Source organism: Saprospiraceae bacterium, from assembly GCA_016717265.1.
In the GTDB taxonomy this organism is placed as follows: domain Bacteria; phylum Bacteroidota; class Bacteroidia; order Chitinophagales; family Saprospiraceae; genus Vicinibacter.
The window spans coordinates 475057-491847 of record JADKFX010000001.1 but is presented as its reverse complement, the minus strand read 5'-3'; the positions used below and the strand labels follow the sequence as shown (position 1 = coordinate 491847).

The 16791-nt window shown below is 32.7% G+C and carries 12 protein-coding genes; 8 read left to right on the top strand and 4 right to left on the bottom strand.

What is annotated here, in order from left to right:
- The first annotated feature begins 403 nt into the window (after window positions 1–403).
- The 4 genes from IPO86_01925 to IPO86_01910 are packed head-to-tail and all read left to right on the top strand — an operon-like array spanning window position 404 to window position 3551.
- The gene (locus tag IPO86_01925; protein ID MBK9726855.1) at window positions 404–1573 is read left to right on the top strand and encodes a patatin-like phospholipase family protein; all 1170 of its coding nucleotides are present in this window, start codon (window positions 404–406) and stop codon (window positions 1571–1573) included.
- A 9-nt stretch (window positions 1574–1582) separates the two neighbouring features.
- Entirely contained in the window at window positions 1583–2254 is a 672-nt protein-coding gene (locus IPO86_01920; protein ID MBK9726854.1) for a hypothetical protein, read from the top strand.
- Window positions 2251–3084: a hypothetical protein gene (locus tag IPO86_01915; GenBank protein ID MBK9726853.1), complete on the top strand. Its 834-nt coding sequence runs from the start codon at window positions 2251–2253 to the stop codon at window positions 3082–3084. Before IPO86_01920 ends, IPO86_01915 begins: the two co-directional genes overlap by 4 nt.
- A 17-nt stretch (window positions 3085–3101) precedes the next feature.
- A complete protein-coding gene (locus IPO86_01910; GenBank protein MBK9726852.1) occupies window positions 3102–3551 on the top strand; it encodes a toll/interleukin-1 receptor domain-containing protein in 450 nt (149 codons plus the stop codon).
- A gap of 159 nt (window positions 3552–3710) precedes the next feature.
- On the opposite strand, the gene IPO86_01905 is transcribed toward IPO86_01910, so the two are convergent.
- The 4 genes from IPO86_01905 to IPO86_01890 all read right to left on the bottom strand — a co-directional run bounded on the left by IPO86_01905 (window position 3711) and on the right by IPO86_01890 (window position 10787).
- The gene (locus IPO86_01905) at window positions 3711–4754 is read right to left on the bottom strand and encodes a fatty acid desaturase (GenBank protein ID MBK9726851.1); all 1044 of its coding nucleotides are present in this window, start codon (window positions 4752–4754) and stop codon (window positions 3711–3713) included.
- A gap of 351 nt (window positions 4755–5105) precedes the next feature.
- Window positions 5106–7313: a TonB-dependent receptor gene (locus IPO86_01900; GenBank protein ID MBK9726850.1), complete on the bottom strand. Its 2208-nt coding sequence runs from the start codon at window positions 7311–7313 to the stop codon at window positions 5106–5108.
- Window positions 7314–7462: 149 nt separating this feature from the next.
- Complete coding sequence (locus tag IPO86_01895; GenBank protein MBK9726849.1) at window positions 7463–8668, bottom strand: tetratricopeptide repeat protein; 1206 nt, start codon at window positions 8666–8668, stop codon at window positions 7463–7465.
- Between the two features lie 97 nt (window positions 8669–8765).
- Window positions 8766–10787, bottom strand: a complete 2022-nt coding sequence (locus IPO86_01890) for a DUF4331 family protein (GenBank protein ID MBK9726848.1) — start codon at window positions 10785–10787, stop codon at window positions 8766–8768.
- Between the two features lie 244 nt (window positions 10788–11031).
- Here IPO86_01890 and IPO86_01885 point away from each other — a divergent pair, with 244 nt between their 5' ends.
- The 4 genes from IPO86_01885 (at window position 11032) to IPO86_01870 (ending at window position 16757) form a co-directional block, all read left to right on the top strand.
- The gene (locus IPO86_01885; protein ID MBK9726847.1) at window positions 11032–11622 is read left to right on the top strand and encodes a sigma-70 family RNA polymerase sigma factor; all 591 of its coding nucleotides are present in this window, start codon (window positions 11032–11034) and stop codon (window positions 11620–11622) included.
- Window positions 11619–12407, top strand: a complete 789-nt coding sequence (locus IPO86_01880; GenBank protein ID MBK9726846.1) for an anti-sigma factor — start codon at window positions 11619–11621, stop codon at window positions 12405–12407. Before IPO86_01885 ends, IPO86_01880 begins: the two co-directional genes overlap by 4 nt.
- Window positions 12408–12530: 123 nt before the next feature.
- Window positions 12531–13928, top strand: a complete 1398-nt coding sequence (locus tag IPO86_01875) for a hypothetical protein (protein MBK9726845.1) — start codon at window positions 12531–12533, stop codon at window positions 13926–13928.
- A gap of 225 nt (window positions 13929–14153) precedes the next feature.
- Window positions 14154–16757 (top strand): T9SS type A sorting domain-containing protein, encoded by a 2604-nt coding sequence (locus IPO86_01870; GenBank protein MBK9726844.1) that lies wholly within the window; start codon window positions 14154–14156, stop codon window positions 16755–16757.
- The last annotated feature ends 34 nt before the right edge of the window (window positions 16758–16791 follow it).

Below are 16791 nucleotides of genomic sequence, written 5' to 3'. Positions count from 1 at the left end.
TGCTGCGTATTTGCTTTTGCATTAGCTTTCGTTTCTTTGAGTCCTTATTTTTAAGTCTAATTTTTGAGCCTACGTTGATTCGAGAAGAAGGCCCAAAATGGGTCCCAAATCAACTTATGCTATTTTAATAAAGAGTGAGTTTTATTTAATTTAATTGGAAACTTTGTGGATATTATCAATTGTACTATCTTCACTTTGCATCTTCCCCATGTTCAATGCAATCAAGCCGGTCAGCTAAAATGCTGTAGTAAATAGTTTTTTGTCCTTCCGAATTTTTAAACTGATCACTTTTTTAATTTTAAGCAATGACCATTATTGGCTATTGATTTCCAAAGGTTTAAATAATTGGCTTGATATTAGAACCCTATTTATTTATTAGCTAACGACATTAAAATCAATATTTATGCTCTTCAAAAAACGCTCCTTACAAGAAAAACTAGACGCAAATACGGGTACAAAACGCATTCTGTCTCTCGATGGTGGCGGTGTACGTGGAATTTTAACCTTAGGCTTTCTGGAGAAAATTGAAAAAATACTTCAGGAGCGATATGAGGATAAAGACTTGCGTTTGAGTGACTATTATGACCTTATTGGCGGCACTAGCACCGGAGCCATTATTGCAGCCGGACTTTCAATTGGTTTGAAAGTAAGTGAAATTATTAAACTCTATGAAGAACTTGGGGAGGTCGTATTCGGGAAATTGAATTACTCCTTAATCCCAAGAGATTGGACTTCTTTTCGGGCCATTTTTAAATCTACTTATAGCTCTGAGAATCTTGAAAAACAATTGCAAAATGCCTTCGGTAATATTGAAATCGGGGATCCTCAAAAATTGAAATGTGGCTTGGCAATTCACAGCAAGAGAGCGGACACCTATAGTCTTTGGACTGTTACTAATCATCCAGCCGGAATGTATTATGGAGCGAATAAATCTTTAAAATTGTGGGAATTATGCCGGGCCAGTTCGGCAGCACCTTATTATTTTAAGCCTAAATTGTTGAAATTAAAGAAACGAAATGGGGAATCCTTTGATGCTGCATTTATTGATGGAGGAGTCAGCTTAGCAAATAATCCGGCATTCCAAATGTTTTTAGCGAGCACTGTGCCGACCTTTGGATTTCAATGGAATACAGGTGAAAATAATCTTTTAATTACCTCGTTAGGAACAGGAAATGGAATTGCAAAGGATGATCCAAATGCTCTTATTGAAGCAAGAAGTGTTAGTTGGGCGTCAAAACTTTCTAATTTGTTTATGATTGATGCGTTGGAAATGAATCAAATTATTTTACAATCGTTTGGTAAAAATCACGGACCTACCGACTTTATTGATAGCCAATTTGGAGATTTAAAAGACATTAATTACTTAAAAGAAAAATTATTTAGTTTTACCAGACATAATGTTAAATTAATAAAATCGGAATTAACTAAATTAGATTTACATTTTAGCGATGAAAAAATTAAATCTATTACAGAAATGGATCATTATGAAAATATTCCTGATTTGTTAGAAATCGGAAGAAAAGCATCTGTACATTTTACTGAAAATAATTTGCCTTCAACATTTGATCAATAAATCAACGTTATGAAAAAAATTTATTTTTCGTACTCTGATACCGCCGAAGACCATAGTCTCTATAAAGACTTAAATAACCATCTATTGCAATATAAACGAAAAGGTTGGATAGAGATTTATGATGAGCAAGAATTGTTTAAACAAAACGGAGATATCACGAAAAATGCTGAGTTTTTAAAATTATCGGATATCACCATTCCACTGATTAGTATTGATTATTTAAATAGTGAGGAATGCCGGTCCATGTTGAAAATTGCCGATACTGAGCATATAAAAATTATACCCATTATTTTGCGTGCCTGTGATTGGAAAACAGATGATATACTGAATAAATATTCTCATGACGCAATTCCAGATGATAATAAATCAGTTGAGCATTTAAGTAAAATACTTCCCGACAAACAAACCATTTTTAAGCAGATTGGTGATGATATTAAATGTTTTATATTTCCGGAGTTGCAGTCTATTAAAATTGCGGATCAAGGTCATCGTTTTTACTGGATTCTCGCTAGTTTGGTCTTAATTATCGGTGCCATGGCATCGTATTATCTTTATACTAGAATCGAGGATCTGTTCTTATCAATTTTAAGTTTATTAATGTTTGGATTAGTAGCCTTATTATCCTTACGCAGTGTTTTATTTCCTACCAAATTATCAAATTCTTCAAATCCTGGTGTATGAGCGCTGAACGAAAAGAAATTATGAAACAAAGTATTCAGGTATTGGATACATTGCTCGAAAACGAGAAAAAATCAAAGCTTCTAACAGTTATTGTAATACTAGGCTTTTGTTTGCTCGGTATAGCCATTGTTTATTTAGGAAGTCAATTGAGCAAAAAGGAAAAAGAATTGCAACAACAATTGGATGAAAAAAAGTTATTAGTAGAAAAGCTTAATACTGCATTACAAAGGCTTGATAGTTTGCAAACCTCATTAGAGAATTCAAATAAAGTATTAAGTACCTCTGCTACGGAATCAGATTCCATTAAAAAGGAGTCTATTAGCTTATTAAACAGTCTTCAAAGCAAATACGATTCTTTACAAAAGCAAACGATAGAATTGCAGAAACGACTTAATATTGTCATTAAGCCAGCCACTGAAAACATTTTAAAAGAAAAGGTTCAAAACATTGATAAATATGCAAGGCAGTATAAATGTTTTATACAGTATATGCCGGGTTTTGAAGCAGAAGCAAAGAGGGCTTATTATGCATTGAAAGATAACGACTGGTATGATAAATTCGTTGCAGAAAATGTGAAAATTGAAAATCAATCATTCAATTCTTATATTAAGTATTTTGATAAAAATGATCAGAAACTGGCATATGAAATGTACCGTACCCTGTTGAATGCAAAAATTGAAATGTATCAAGAACCCTTACTTGTTGATTTGCCGGGAGCTTCTAAAAAAATTGAGATCTGGCTTGGAAAAGCGACTAAGAAATCTGTTGAGGATATATTAAATAATCCTCGTTACCAGAATAAATTACATAAGCAGGACCGCAAGTTTTAAATCCTCATTATTTTAGCATGGCAAAATTAAATATTTTTATATCCTATGCTCATGAAGATGAGTCTATAAAAAACGACCTCGATAAATTTCTAATCACACTTAAAAGATCGGAAAAAATAAATTTGTGGCAAGATCGACAAATCCATGCAGGTGATGAATGGGATGCCCTTATTAAAAAAGAGCTGGTAGAAGCAGACATTATATTATTATTAGTTAGTGTGGATTTCATTGCTTCAGAATATATTTGGAGAAACGAACTTAAGACAGCCATGGAGCGCCATGAAAAAGGAGAAGCACGGGTAATCCCCATCATTGCCCGAGCATGTGATTGGAGTGGTATGCCATTTAGAAAACTTCAAGCGTTGCCAGTTGGAGCAAAACCAATTAATAGCGCCGTAAATAAAGATGAAGTATTAACAGAGGTTGCAAAAAAAATAAGGGAAGTTGTTGATTTTATGTTACAATGAATAAACTGATATTTCAAAATTTCTTTTAATAAATGGCTTGCTTCTGATGATTTATTTTTAGAAAGCCAAAAGGATAAAGCAAAATATAAAGGAAATAAGCTATTAATAATTGCTTTTGCAATTATAATTAAATAATTCAATAAAATTAAAGGCTGTTGATTAAACTTTTACAAGTCCTAATTTTTCCATTTGGTAATACTCTCTAAATGTAATCATCCGTTGCTGGCTTTCATCCCAAAGTTTATGTGTAGCTAATTTTAGACTTTGCCAAAATGTTATTTCTGTAGTATATTTTTGGAACCAGGGAATGGCATCTACACATTTTTTTAAATTATAATTCGGTATTGCTGGATTTAAATGATGAATATGATGAATCGCTATATTTCCAGTAAACCAATTCATAATAGCGGGTAATTTATAATAGCTGCTTCCTTTCACAGCAGCATACATAAATTCCCATTTATCACGCCAATGTTTATAGCCATGTTCATGTTGATGTTGTATATAAAAAAACCAAATAGCGATAATTGCAAAAGCAGATAAAATAATAACATGCATTGTAAGAAATCGCTTCCAATCTAAGACAAAACAAAGAGCAACAATTACAATGATATAAATTAAATTATTTATCCATAATCCTGGTTTTGCTTTTTTAAATTCTTCAAGATTTACTAATGGTAAACGATTATGTATAAAAATATAATATAAAGGTCCAAAGAAAAACATAACTATTGGAGATCTATAAATTCTGTATTTAAACCTACCAAATTTACTTAATTGCGAAAATTCTTTAACAGTCAAAGTATCTATATCCCCAATATCACGCACCTCAAGCATTCCATTATTCATATGGTGAAAATGATGTGATTTTGCCCAATAAAAATAAGGTACGGAACTTAACATACTGCAAGAATATCCGATAATTTTTCTCCAACCACTGGATTCTACAAAAGAATTGTGACCGCAATCATGTTGTATAATAAAAATACGCACTAAAAAGAGTGCATTTAAAATAGCAAGTAAAACTGCTAAAAGAAAACTATAATCCCAAATAAAATAAATTGCAACCCAGATCAGTAAAAAGGACCCTACGGAATTGATAATTTGAAAAACAGCTTTTTTAGTGTCTGTTTTTTGATAAGGCTTTATTGATTTAAGAGCTAATTTAACGTTGGTTGTAAATTCTTGTACTTCAGCTTTCATTCTTTAGATTCCATTTTAAGCGTGCAAATATACGCATATTCGCATCGCAATTTAAGAAAAATAAACTTTCAGAAAAATTTATAAAGGCTTTATAATCAGCTTAATATAGATGATATTAAAGCAAAAATAAAAATTTATCTCTTAATTCCTTTACCCATTTAAAACAAAGGATAAAGCGGATAAGTTCATCTTAATGAAAAGCGGTCTTTTATCAACATGATACAAGAATCTGACTTAAAAATTAGCTTATTTGCACAGTTTAACCTGCTTACACATTAGTAAATAGTGAATTATGTTGAAAACATTACAAAATATTTTTGCAATTCTATTTACAGTTTACACTAATTTAACTTAAAAATCGATTTGTATTTTAAATCGATAATGAATCGGAGTACCCGGAGTGAAATGGATTTCTTCAGTAGATTCTGTTTCGGTTTTTAATCTGGACAAGGTAGCAAATTGTGCTTCATTCCATTTTGTATTAAAAATATTTTCAACTACAAACCCAAAATTTATATTTTTATATTTATAATTTATATTTCCGTCTAATAATTGATAACCTTTTGCTGTAATACTATAGTCTTCATTTGCCGGGCGATCGCCTAATTGACGGTATCTTAGGGAGGCAGAAAAGTTTCGTATATTTTTAAAATTCAAACTTCCCATGGTTGTCCATTTTGAAGCCAATGGAATATAATTTAAAGTTTCAGGTTCATCTGCACTTTTAGCAATTGTGCAGGAAGTTTCAAAGTTTAAGCTAAACCAAGAAATGGGTTGCCATCTAATACCTGCTTCAATTCCTTTTCGTACCGTTTCTCCGCTCGATTCTACTACAGCCTCATCGCCAACATACACTAATTCATCCTCCATTTTAATAAGCCATAACGCTCCATGCAATAAAGCAGAATTGCCAAGTTTAATTTGCGTGCCTAAGTCTACATTGAAACTACGAGTTAGAATTCCTTTTTCTTGTGATTCCCTCAAAAGTCTCGTGTCATTAGAATGAAATCCCAATCCCGATTTCACAAACAACTGCATAGAGTTATTTAGATTATAATAAACATTTAACTTAGGAGAAATTTTGAAATCCCAATCGCTACTTTTACTATTTGGATTTAGTAGTTTATCTGAATATGAAACTTTAAATAAATCTGCCCTTCCTTGTACCTGGAATTCTAATTTATTAAAGAGCCAATTTAATTTCAAATACAGATATAAGTTGTGTTCATTCAGATCGCCTAGGGCTAGTCTATTCAATACTTGAGATCTGTCTTTGGTATGGGATAATTCACTATCTTTAGTTTCATCGATTCTGCTACCTAAGGCTGTGTTGAATTCGATATTCCCTAGATGATCCGTATAATTTGCTTCGAAACCATAGATGTTTCGTTGTTCTTTTTGTTTAATTTGATCTCCATTCACAGAGTCATTATGGAAAAATGTAAAATTGGAATATAATTCAAAGTTATAATTGGAAAAATATGCACTTAATTTTAAAGCCTGATGTGACTTCGTAGAAAGTAGGTACTGAGCCATAAAATTAAACCTGTTTGTTTCTCCTCCTTCATTTGGATCAATAGCACCAAATCGGCCAATGAATCCGGATTCTACTGCTCTTACCGGGATTTGACCGGAGGCATTCCAGGAGCTTGTAAAATAGCTTCCAGTTAATTTTATTTTAGAATTTTCATTCAGTTGAAAATTATATTTCAATAAAGTATTGAATTTCTTAAAATCTTGTGGAGCTTCAAAATAGCCATCTGTACTTATGTACTCAGAAGCTATGTAAGCATTGCTTTTTTCGTTCTCCAATAATTTAATCAGTCCAACCAATCGATGACTTTGAAATTTTCCGGTTTCAAAAATCAAAGAATTATTCGCTATTCGTTCCTTTAATTGGAAATCCACAGAGCCTGCCGTAGCAAAATTCCCTTTTGAAGCATTATAACTTCCTTTTTCAAAATCAATACTTCTGACGGATTCAGGAATTACAAAATGAAGATCTGCATAGCCTTGACCATGCGCATGTGAAACCATGTTTACAGGAATCAAGTGATCTACTGTTATACCAATATCAGTTCCATGGTCAATATCAAATCCACGTAAAAATAATTGTTCTGCTTTACCTCCTCCTGCATGTTGTGCTATAAATAGACCTGGAACCAGTCGCAGCATTTCCTGACTATTTTGGACAGGTTGCAAAATCATATCAATTTTTTGTAAATTATAATGCAAGGGCTCTGTAATATTTACCTGGTCCAATAGAAGTGAGCTTTCTTCCATTTGAATTTTTAAATTTATTTTAAAATCCGATTCAACAATCCAATGAACTACAGATTTATAACCGAGAAATGAAAATTGCAGTGTATCTCCAGGATTATTTTTCAAACATTTAAAGTATCCATTTGCATCTGAATGCGTATGTTCGTTGGTTTGTTTATTTAGAACTACAATATCTTGTAGGGGCTTATTGTTGAGATCAAAAACATGACCTTTGATTTGGGAATTTCCAGAACCAATACAAAATACTACAATTAAATAAAGTAAAGTTCTTTTCATTTTTTAATATTTAAATTTATTCGTAATCAGAATGCTTTACATTAAATTTAGGGAATCTAATTTTCACTTTATATTTGAAAAACCCAAAGTTGATTTTGAAATTTATTTTTATTCAAATAAAAATATGAAAATACTGACTTCAAATTCAGTTACATGCTTGCTAATGCTGTTTGTAATATTTTTAATTCCGGATGTTTTGAATTTGTTTTTTCTGCTTTTTGAATAAATTCCTGTGCTTTTAACTTGTCTTTTTTAAGCATATATATTTTTGCTAATCTACGATTGATGTCTATATTGTCAGGGCGCAGCGTTTGATCTTGTTGAATATATTCTAATGCTTTATCCGGATTCTCTAATAGATCTGTATAGATTGCTGCATATTCTAAACTCATATTATGTCCATGTTTCATATCATCTTCAAGCATTTCCATAATTTCTTTTATTTTTTCATCAAATTCATTTTTTCTTTCTTCTTTTTTATAGATTTCTGCCAATTGAACATAAAATCCAACTTCTGGAATAATTAAACATGCTTCTTTTAATTCTTTTTCAGCTTCTGCAATCTTGTTTTGTTTTAAATATACATCTGCCAAAGCTGCTTTTCCAAATGGATAATCCGGACGTTCAGATAATAATTGTACTAATATGGATTCCGCTTCTTTTACTTTATCATACCGTAGACATAATTGGGCTAATTGTAGTGCAGCCCAGGATTTTTCTTCACTACCCGGACTTCCAGCTTCTACTGCCATTTGCATTGCTTTTATAGACTCATCCGGCAGTCCATAGATTTCTCTTAAATAAGAAACCCTGGAATAAGATCTTAAATCCGGTCGAATGGAAACCATTTTATCTACTGTTTCTATGGCTTTATCATATTGTCCAAGTTCAACATATGCATCTACCAAGGCTCCATAAATTTGTGCATTATAAGGATTTAAAGTAATTGCTTCCTGTGCAATTTTCAAGCCTTCTTTGAAATTATGTAAGGATAATTCAATACTTGCTTTTGCACTTAGGGCCATAAATTTTTGGTCTTTACTTATATTTTTTTGATTTAGGGCTTGTGTAATAGTGGTCATTGCAGCAGGGTAATAATGTCCATGTTCACCTGTAACTCTTGCTTCTGCAATAAATAGATTTGTTAATTGAATAAGCGCATCAATTTTTGATGCATCTTTTGTTAATATATGCTTGAGATCTGCATACTTTGTTCTTATTTCAGACCATTCATTAAAATACTGGATTTTTTCTGAGCGTTCTAAAAGTGCAGGTGTTTCAAAGCTTACTTTAGCTTGATCTGTACATGCAAACAGAGTGCAAAATAAAAGTGAAATGTAGAGGAATAGTTTCATGTTTTAAATTTGAATGGATTTGTAAACTAATTTTTTTAAAAAAAATAAGTCCTTATTTATTTTGAAATTTTATAAGGACTTATTTCAAAAATGCAATTTAAATTTTTATCAATTTCGTATTTCCAAGGATACCGCCTTTTTCACTGATAACCGTTGCAAAATAAATACCTGCATTAATTTTGCTTAAATCCACCGTAAATTCATGTAAACCTTTTTCAAAAGTATTTTGACTTAAAGTTTGAATTGTTTTTCCTTCTGCATTCCGAAGATCCACTTTTACTCTTCCATCAAATTGTGTATTCAATTTAATGGTTGTATAATCTGCAACTGGATTTGGGAAGTTTGCTAATGAAACTTTAGGACCTTCCAATCCTATAATACCACCACCAGGATTTTGAACTGCGGTTACTACTTTGCCACCACATTCGCCATCACCAGACCAGGGCATTGCCAGGTTCGGAAAATCAGATCTGAACGCCACATCATTTTTTTCAACACCAGTTGAATAGGTAAGCACTCCAAGTAAATTTGGAGTAACAGGATTTGGACTTCCAGCGGTATAGTCATCATACCATAAACCTATAGCCGCTAAGACAGCACCAGAAACAGCTTGTAATTCTATACGGGTTACATCATCTTCGAGACGTCTTCCATTTGGAAAGCCATCCATATTTGGAATAAATTCGATATTTGTATTTGCATATTTGGGATCTGTTAATCCAAGAACACATGCTTGAATTAATCCTAAAGTGCTAAATGCAGCATCATTTCTTGGGGTTACCGGAACGGCCATATTCAATCGCAACATATCTCCTCCATTAGGAAGGAAATTATGAATGAATGGCTTTCCTTCTGCTAATGGGTTACCGTTTTTACCGGTAGCTAATTGATACGGTTTAAAGTTTGGTACTCCTGTGTGAAAAGTTGGCCATAAATCAACAGACCGCGCTTTTCCTTTTCCAGGTAATAGCAAAGTACCAAAGATAGCATCATCTAAGGCGGTACCGGTCAAAGCTGCGTTTCCTTTTAAACCAAATAAACCATCTTTTCCATAACCAAAGTCAAAGGCTTGTAATGAATTTCTTTGAATTCTAAGTTTTGAAAAACCAGGTACAGCTCCACCAAATAATGCATCATCCATATACAATGCTAATTCTGGATTGTAAAAGAAATTATCTAATAAAGTATCTGCAAGCTCCTGATAAGGTGTTAAACCATTCCAATAATCTTTGTAACCAATTGGAATAACAGCTTCATTTGTTAATGGCATTCCCAATCTGGAAACCTGAACCCAATTTCCTGCATGTTCTTCTCCACCAGGAGTCAACGTTCTGATTGCTTTTCTGCTTGACGAAGCCCAAACACCAATTACATAATCAGGATCTAAAATCGTTCTAGGATTTGCAGGAGCACCTGTTTTTAGTAAGGTTGCGATTGGTATTTGAATACAAATTGCACTTACATTTAAACACGCTAATCCATCGCGAGCTTTGCCATTTTGACGTGGTAAATCTCCTAAATCAAATACACCGCCTAAGTCCACGAAAAATGGATCATCTGTTGGTCCACAAAATACCCGTTCTCCGGAAGCTGTATTTTGAACAGCGCCCTGCATTAAACTTGCATACGTTGTACCTAAACCAACCGGTGAATTAATAGAACGTGCCCCAATATTTGTTGGAGGCACGATGCCATTTGTAACAATAACAGCAAAGGTTTGTCCGCCATCAATACTCCGTTCAAGAGTATAGGTCGTTTTTAAGTTTTGTTTTCCAAGACGAATATTGAAAAACGTAGTCGGGTCTTCATTCACCTGTTTAAAAGTGAAGCGGTAAGTAATCTCATCCCCAGGTTTGGAGGCATCATTATCCACATGGACTTCATAGCGTATGTTTTCGCCAAAACTGTAATAATTTGGCCCTCCATGTGGAAGTTGTAAAGGGACATACGTCGCAATTAAGGTAATCATTCCCGGATTATCGGGACTTCTAAAAGCATACAAATCAACATTGTCGGCCAATGGATCGTTTGCAATAAGGGGTGCTTCTCTATGACTCGAAGCTAAAATAGCCGTCATATAAGAGAAGCAAAGACTGAATAGTACAAATTTTAATTTCATAATTTGATTTTTTAGATATACGATTCGGAATTGGATATTGGATTTCCTTTTTCTTTAAATTTTAAAAACTTATCTAAAAATTCATATTAAGTACATAAATGGACAGAATTTATAACATACACTATATTATCGCAGCACTCTGAATTCTGCTTTTTAGGAATTAGAATATTCGGAATTAGAAATAGGCCTTCTGATTTTTACCAATCTTTGAAAAAATTGCAAATAGGATTAAAATTATGCACGAATGGCCTATCTTAGCCACTTAGAATATATGGCTAAGACAGATACCATACTTCCTCAATTTTTAAAACTACGCAACGAGACCCCGGAGTTGGCGTTGAAACTATTGATGGATCATTATGGAGATACCATGTATGGTGTTACATTGCGCATTCTGGATGAAAAAAGTTTAGCAGACGATGCCTTGCAAGAAGGATTTGTTAAAATCTGGAAAAATTTAACTGAATTTAATCCTGAAATTGCTTCTTTATTTACCTGGATGTTAACCATCATTAGAAATACAGCGATCGATGTAGCGCGCAAAGAAAAAAATAGAAAAATCCAAATGTTAAGTCCAGGCGTATATGATAGTATATCACATAGCGAGGAAAATCAAATTTCAGATAGTGGACTAATGCAACAAATAAATAAATTGGAACCTAAATATAAAGAACTAATCGATTTAATCTATTTAAAGGGATTTACACAACAAGAAGTGTCAGATCAACTTGAATTACCATTAGGTACCGTTAAAACAAGAATTAATACCGCTATTAAAATGCTTCGCACCGCATTATCTACATTTATGCTAATCGTTTTACGTTTTTTTGAATGAAAAAACAAATAGACATACAAGAATATATCAACTCTGGAATTCTGGAGCAATATGCTTTAGGTTTAACGACTGTGCAGCAGAATGAAGAAATTAGAATGCTACTACAACAACATCCTGAACTTCAAACTGAATTTAATACGATACAAAGTGCACTTGAACAATTTGCAAAACAATATGCAGTTCAAGTACCAGATACCTTGAAAAATAAAATATTTGATTCCATTGAATTGGAGAAAAATGCATTTGCAATAAAAACCCGGGTAAGAAATAATTTAATAAAAACGATATTAGCAATTGCAATTCCATTATGCCTTTTTATTGCTTATCTTTGGATGGATCGCAGTAAATTGGAATTAGATTTACAAGTAGAACATCAAAAGTTCAATCAACTCTCAGAAGCTTATTTTCAAGACAGCCTTTCGTTGATTGATTGTGGAAAGCAGTTGGATATATTACGCAATCAAAATTCTCTGCGAGTGCTGTTAAAAGGGACTGCAAAGTCTCCTCAATCAATTGCAGCTATATATTATGATACCGTGTCGGCAAAAATATTTTTAGATATTTTAGATCTTCCACCAAGTCCGGCTAAAAAGCAATATCAATTATGGGCCATTGTTGCTGGTAAACCTGTAGACCTAGGCGTTTTTGATATAGGTACTAGAAATACGATGTTTAAAGAAATTAAATTTGTGTCTCAAGCACAAGCTTTTGCAATCACTTTAGAACCTCAAGGTGGACTTCCTTCGCCAACCATGGATCAAATGTATGTAATTGGAGGTATTTAAAATTTTCAAATAATAGGTTTTGGAAGACATCCAAATCCAAGTGTTATTTTAATTTTGAATTTAGTTTGATACCTTCAACAAAGAATCATAGAAAAGTTTAATTTCCGTTTGTTTAATCTTGTGATGAAAAGACAAATTACACTGCTGTTTGGAATTGGCATCCTGAATTTAATTCTATTTTTGGGTGTATTTATTCTTTTCCAAAATGAGTACATTTATCACAATACCCTTGGGATCATATCAGAAAACTATGAGCGCATTGGGGATTGGAATAATTTTGAAATTAAAAAAGTCTCAAAACCATTTTTACAAATAGAAAAGGACCATTTTGATACTTGGGATGCAGCTATTTACAAATGCATTAGTGAAAGAATGTACCAACCTGAAACTAAATGTTATGGCCAGGTAAGAGCTGCATTCTTTCCACTTTTTCCGCTTTTGTGGAAACTAACAGGGAGCAGCACCATCGGGATTTCCATGATCAATTATCTCCTGTTTATGATATCTATAGGAGTGTTAATTTGGCAATTCTTACAAACTACATTGTATTCTAAATATCTGCTTTATGCGCTTTTCATTTCATTGCCTTCCACCATTGTTTATTATCTCCCTTATACAGAGGCACTATTCCTATTTACTGCTACGATCATGGTTTTAGGAATTTTGAATAAGAAATATTGGATTTTTTTTGTCGGTTGTTTTTTAATGTGCATGGTGAGACCAGCCACTGTTTTTGTTTTGATTCCAATTTTATTGATTGAATTTTTATTACTATTAAAGACCAAAAACTTTTCTGCATTTCTAAAAGAAGCAGTATTAAAATCCGTTCCGTTTATTTTAGCCTACCTGTGTGTGATATGGATACAATATTTTTATACAAATACATGGACTGCATTTTGGGAAGCGCAAAAGAGCTGGTCCGGAGGAATTCAAGTATTTAGGCAAATCTCGGATTGGTCTATTGAAGGTTTCGGTTTGACAAGTTTCGCAATATTTTTTGTATGCATTCCTGTGTTTCTTTTATTTCTGTATATTCTAATTAATAAATTTAAAAATCAGGATCCTTACTTTTTAAAAATTGCCAATTATCAAGTTGAATATTTAGAATTGGTTTCCATGCTTTACTTGATTGGTATTTTTCTTTTTACCTGTTTGACATCAGGAGGAAATTTGCATAGTTTTTTTAGATTTATTTTGGCTTCTCCATTTTTCTATATTTTCTTAATTATATTTTTGAATTCGTATTCTCAAATGTCTATAAAATGGACAATTCGAATTTTTAGTATGCTCACCATTGCTTTATTCTTGTTTCTTTATATTGTGAATTATGGTGGAAATCGATTTCAGTTTTCATTTTTTGGACTTTATTTGTTAGTTGCAACTTCCCTATTTTTAATTCGCTATAAATCATTGACTAGATCGTTACAGATACTAAATGCAATTGGTTTAATTTTATTGAATACTATTTGGAATACTTATTTATGGAATATGTTTTTTAGCAATGGTTGGATTTTTACCTGATTCAACCAAACGGAAAAATTATAAGTGCAGTATTTTTTTAATTTAGAACAAGATTCAAATTTTATTCTTAAATGATTTTATATTATTTAGAATATTTATTTATAAAAATGTGATAGAGGGGCATTTATCAAAAACGAAATCGGGTTTTATGAAATAAATGTGGCTGTAAATATTAATCTTTTGGTTTCCAGTATTTTCCTTAATTTCGACCTAAATTTTCCTACTATGCGTTTTATATTGACATTTCTATTTGCCAATTTATTGAGTTTTATAGCTACTTCCCAAAATTATAGCATTAAGGCTTCTGTATTACTTTGGGTTGAAACTGAAGAAAACCCTGCTAGTATTACCTTAAATTGGATAAAAGATCCGGATGCCACGAATTATTATATTTTTCGTAAAAACAAAACAGCGAACTCTTGGGGAAATGCAATTGCCAATGTTTCAAAAGATTCAAGCCGGTATGTTGATAAAACTATAGAAGTTGGCAAAGGCTATGAATATAGAGTTTCTAAAGTGAGTCCAACAGGGAATGGATTTGGATATGTTTACGCTTCCATAAAATTGCCTGCGACTGAAATTAAAGGATCTATTTTATTATTGGTTGACAGTACCATTAATGCCCGGTTAAAAACGGAAATTAATATTTGGAAATCAGATTTAGCAAATGAAGCCTGGAATGTATTAACGTATGTGCCAACTGCAAAAAATACCGTGGTAGATATTCGAACAAAAATTATTGACTTAAAGAAATTAAATCCGGATCTAAAAACAATCTTCATTTTAGGTCATGTGAAAGTTCCGTATTCTGGAGATATTGCACCTGATGGACATGTACCGGATCACCTAGGAGCTTGGCCAGCAGATGCTTATTATGGGGATCTCGATGGGAATTGGACAGATGTTTTAGTGAGTGATCCAGGAGCTAGCAGAGCAGAAAATAAAAATATTATTGGAGATGGTAAATTTGACCAAAATTCAATTCCATCTGATATTGATTTGGAAGTTGGACGCGCTGATTTTGCAAATTTGCCAGCTTTTAGTAAAAATGAAATTGAATTAACTCGTGCCTATCTAAATAAAAATCATCTTTGGAGAACAGGCCAAATAAAAGCTGAGAAACGGGGCATTGTACTTGATAATTTTAATTTTGCAAATGAAGCATTCGGTCAAACTGGAATGAAAAATTTCTCTGTATTTTTTAATCCTGCGAATGTTGAATATGGTAATTATAGGGATAGTTTGCGTAAAAAATCGTACCTGTGTTCCTATGGTTCCGGTGGTGGAAGTTATACCAGTGCAGGTGGGATTTCAACATCACAAAATATGGCAACGGATAGCTTGCAAACTGTATTCACATTTTTATTTGGTAGTTATTTTGGAGACTGGGATAGTCAAAATAATTTTATGCGATCTTCTTTAGGAAGTGGCACCATTTTAACATGCGCCTGGGCAGGAAGACCTCATTGGGCAGTGCATCATATGGCCATGGGAGATCATATAGGATATGGAGCCCGATTAAGCATGAATAATACCGTACTTTATAATGCAGGGTCTAGTCCCAGATCTATCCATATTGCTTTATTGGGGGACCCTAGTTTAGCAATGTTTCCGATAGAAGCAGTATCTAGTTTAGAAGCCGTTGAATCGGGTCCACATATCGAATTGAGATGGACACGATCAGCAAGTGCTACCGATGGATATTATATTTATCGCAAAACAGAAGGAAATACTCAATTTGAGGTTATAGCAAAAAATGTAACCGATACCGTATATAAAGATTTATGTCCACGACTTGGGTTTAAATTTGAATATATGATTCGGGCAGTTAAATTAGAGACAAACGCAAGTGGTAGTTTTTATAATTTGTCTGAAGGTATTCGGGACACGATAACAAAACTTCAGGCAGGTGCACCTAAATCGGATTTTGTATTTACGACGGATTATGAATTTATACATTTAAAATCGGAATCGAAAAATACCCGAAATGTAAAATGGGTGATTGGTAAAGATACTTTGAATGCTAGTGAAATAGATGCCATTTTAGATTGCAATAAAACGTCTCAGGAAGTTTGTTTGATTGCAGAAGGTGATTGCGATCAGGATATTCATTGTAAAACTATTGGTTATGCTTGCAGTATTCCAACGATTACTAAAATTAAGCAAGATACGATCCCTTGTTTTGGAGGAAAAGCCAGTATTGAAATAGAAGATTTATTAGGTGCTGATCCTTTTACATTTAATTGGAGTACTGGAGGTAAGACAAATAAAATTACAAATGTTGCGGCAGGAAATTATTCAGTAACCATTACCTCAGCAAAAAATACTGAAAATATTTATAATTTCACAATTTCACAACCTGCTGATATCAATGCAACATTTAATACGAAGTCAGCAAATCCAGGTAAAAAGGATGGTGGCATTTCAAATTTGAATATTTCTGGTGGAACCGCTCCGTTTACATTTAAAATAAATAATGAAAAATTAGACTCTTTAGCAGCAGGTGATTATAATCTAATAATTACGGATGCGAATCAATGTGAGAAAATAATTAAGATAACGATTCCAATCAGAACTGCAGTATCTGAAGTTGATAGGATCGATTTATTTGAATTATATCCTACGATAACTAAAGATTATATTACGATTAAATTAAAGTCGAGTATAAAACCAGAAAGCTTAATACTACTGAATGCAGAAGGGAAAATTATTCGAACTTTGAATCTGCAAGATGGAAAAATTAATATACAATCTTTAAGTCCAGGATATTATTTTATTCAATTTATTAGCGTACAGGGCAATCAAAGAAGGGCTTTCGAGAAAATGTAAAATTTATTAAAGACAAAAGTTTTAATAAATGAAT

What these genes read in the sequence shown, in the direction of transcription:
- IPO86_01925 (MBK9726855.1), top strand. Translation starts at nt 404, where the DNA reads ATGCTCTTCAAAAAACGCTCCTTACAAGAAAAACTAGACGCAAATACG.
- IPO86_01920 (MBK9726854.1), top strand. Translation starts at nt 1,583, where the DNA reads ATGAAAAAAATTTATTTTTCGTACTCTGATACCGCCGAAGACCATAGT.
- IPO86_01915 (MBK9726853.1), top strand. Translation starts at nt 2,251, where the DNA reads ATGAGCGCTGAACGAAAAGAAATTATGAAACAAAGTATTCAGGTATTG.
- IPO86_01910 (MBK9726852.1), top strand. Translation starts at nt 3,102, where the DNA reads ATGGCAAAATTAAATATTTTTATATCCTATGCTCATGAAGATGAGTCT.
- IPO86_01905 (MBK9726851.1), bottom strand. Translation starts at nt 4,754, where the DNA reads ATGAAAGCTGAAGTACAAGAATTTACAACCAACGTTAAATTAGCTCTT.
- IPO86_01900 (MBK9726850.1), bottom strand. Translation starts at nt 7,313, where the DNA reads ATGAAAAGAACTTTACTTTATTTAATTGTAGTATTTTGTATTGGTTCT.
- IPO86_01895 (MBK9726849.1), bottom strand. Translation starts at nt 8,668, where the DNA reads ATGAAACTATTCCTCTACATTTCACTTTTATTTTGCACTCTGTTTGCA.
- IPO86_01890 (MBK9726848.1), bottom strand. Translation starts at nt 10,787, where the DNA reads ATGAAATTAAAATTTGTACTATTCAGTCTTTGCTTCTCTTATATGACG.
- IPO86_01885 (MBK9726847.1), top strand. Translation starts at nt 11,032, where the DNA reads ATGGCCTATCTTAGCCACTTAGAATATATGGCTAAGACAGATACCATA.
- IPO86_01880 (MBK9726846.1), top strand. Translation starts at nt 11,619, where the DNA reads ATGAAAAAACAAATAGACATACAAGAATATATCAACTCTGGAATTCTG.
- IPO86_01875 (MBK9726845.1), top strand. Translation starts at nt 12,531, where the DNA reads ATGAAAAGACAAATTACACTGCTGTTTGGAATTGGCATCCTGAATTTA.
- IPO86_01870 (MBK9726844.1), top strand. Translation starts at nt 14,154, where the DNA reads ATGCGTTTTATATTGACATTTCTATTTGCCAATTTATTGAGTTTTATA.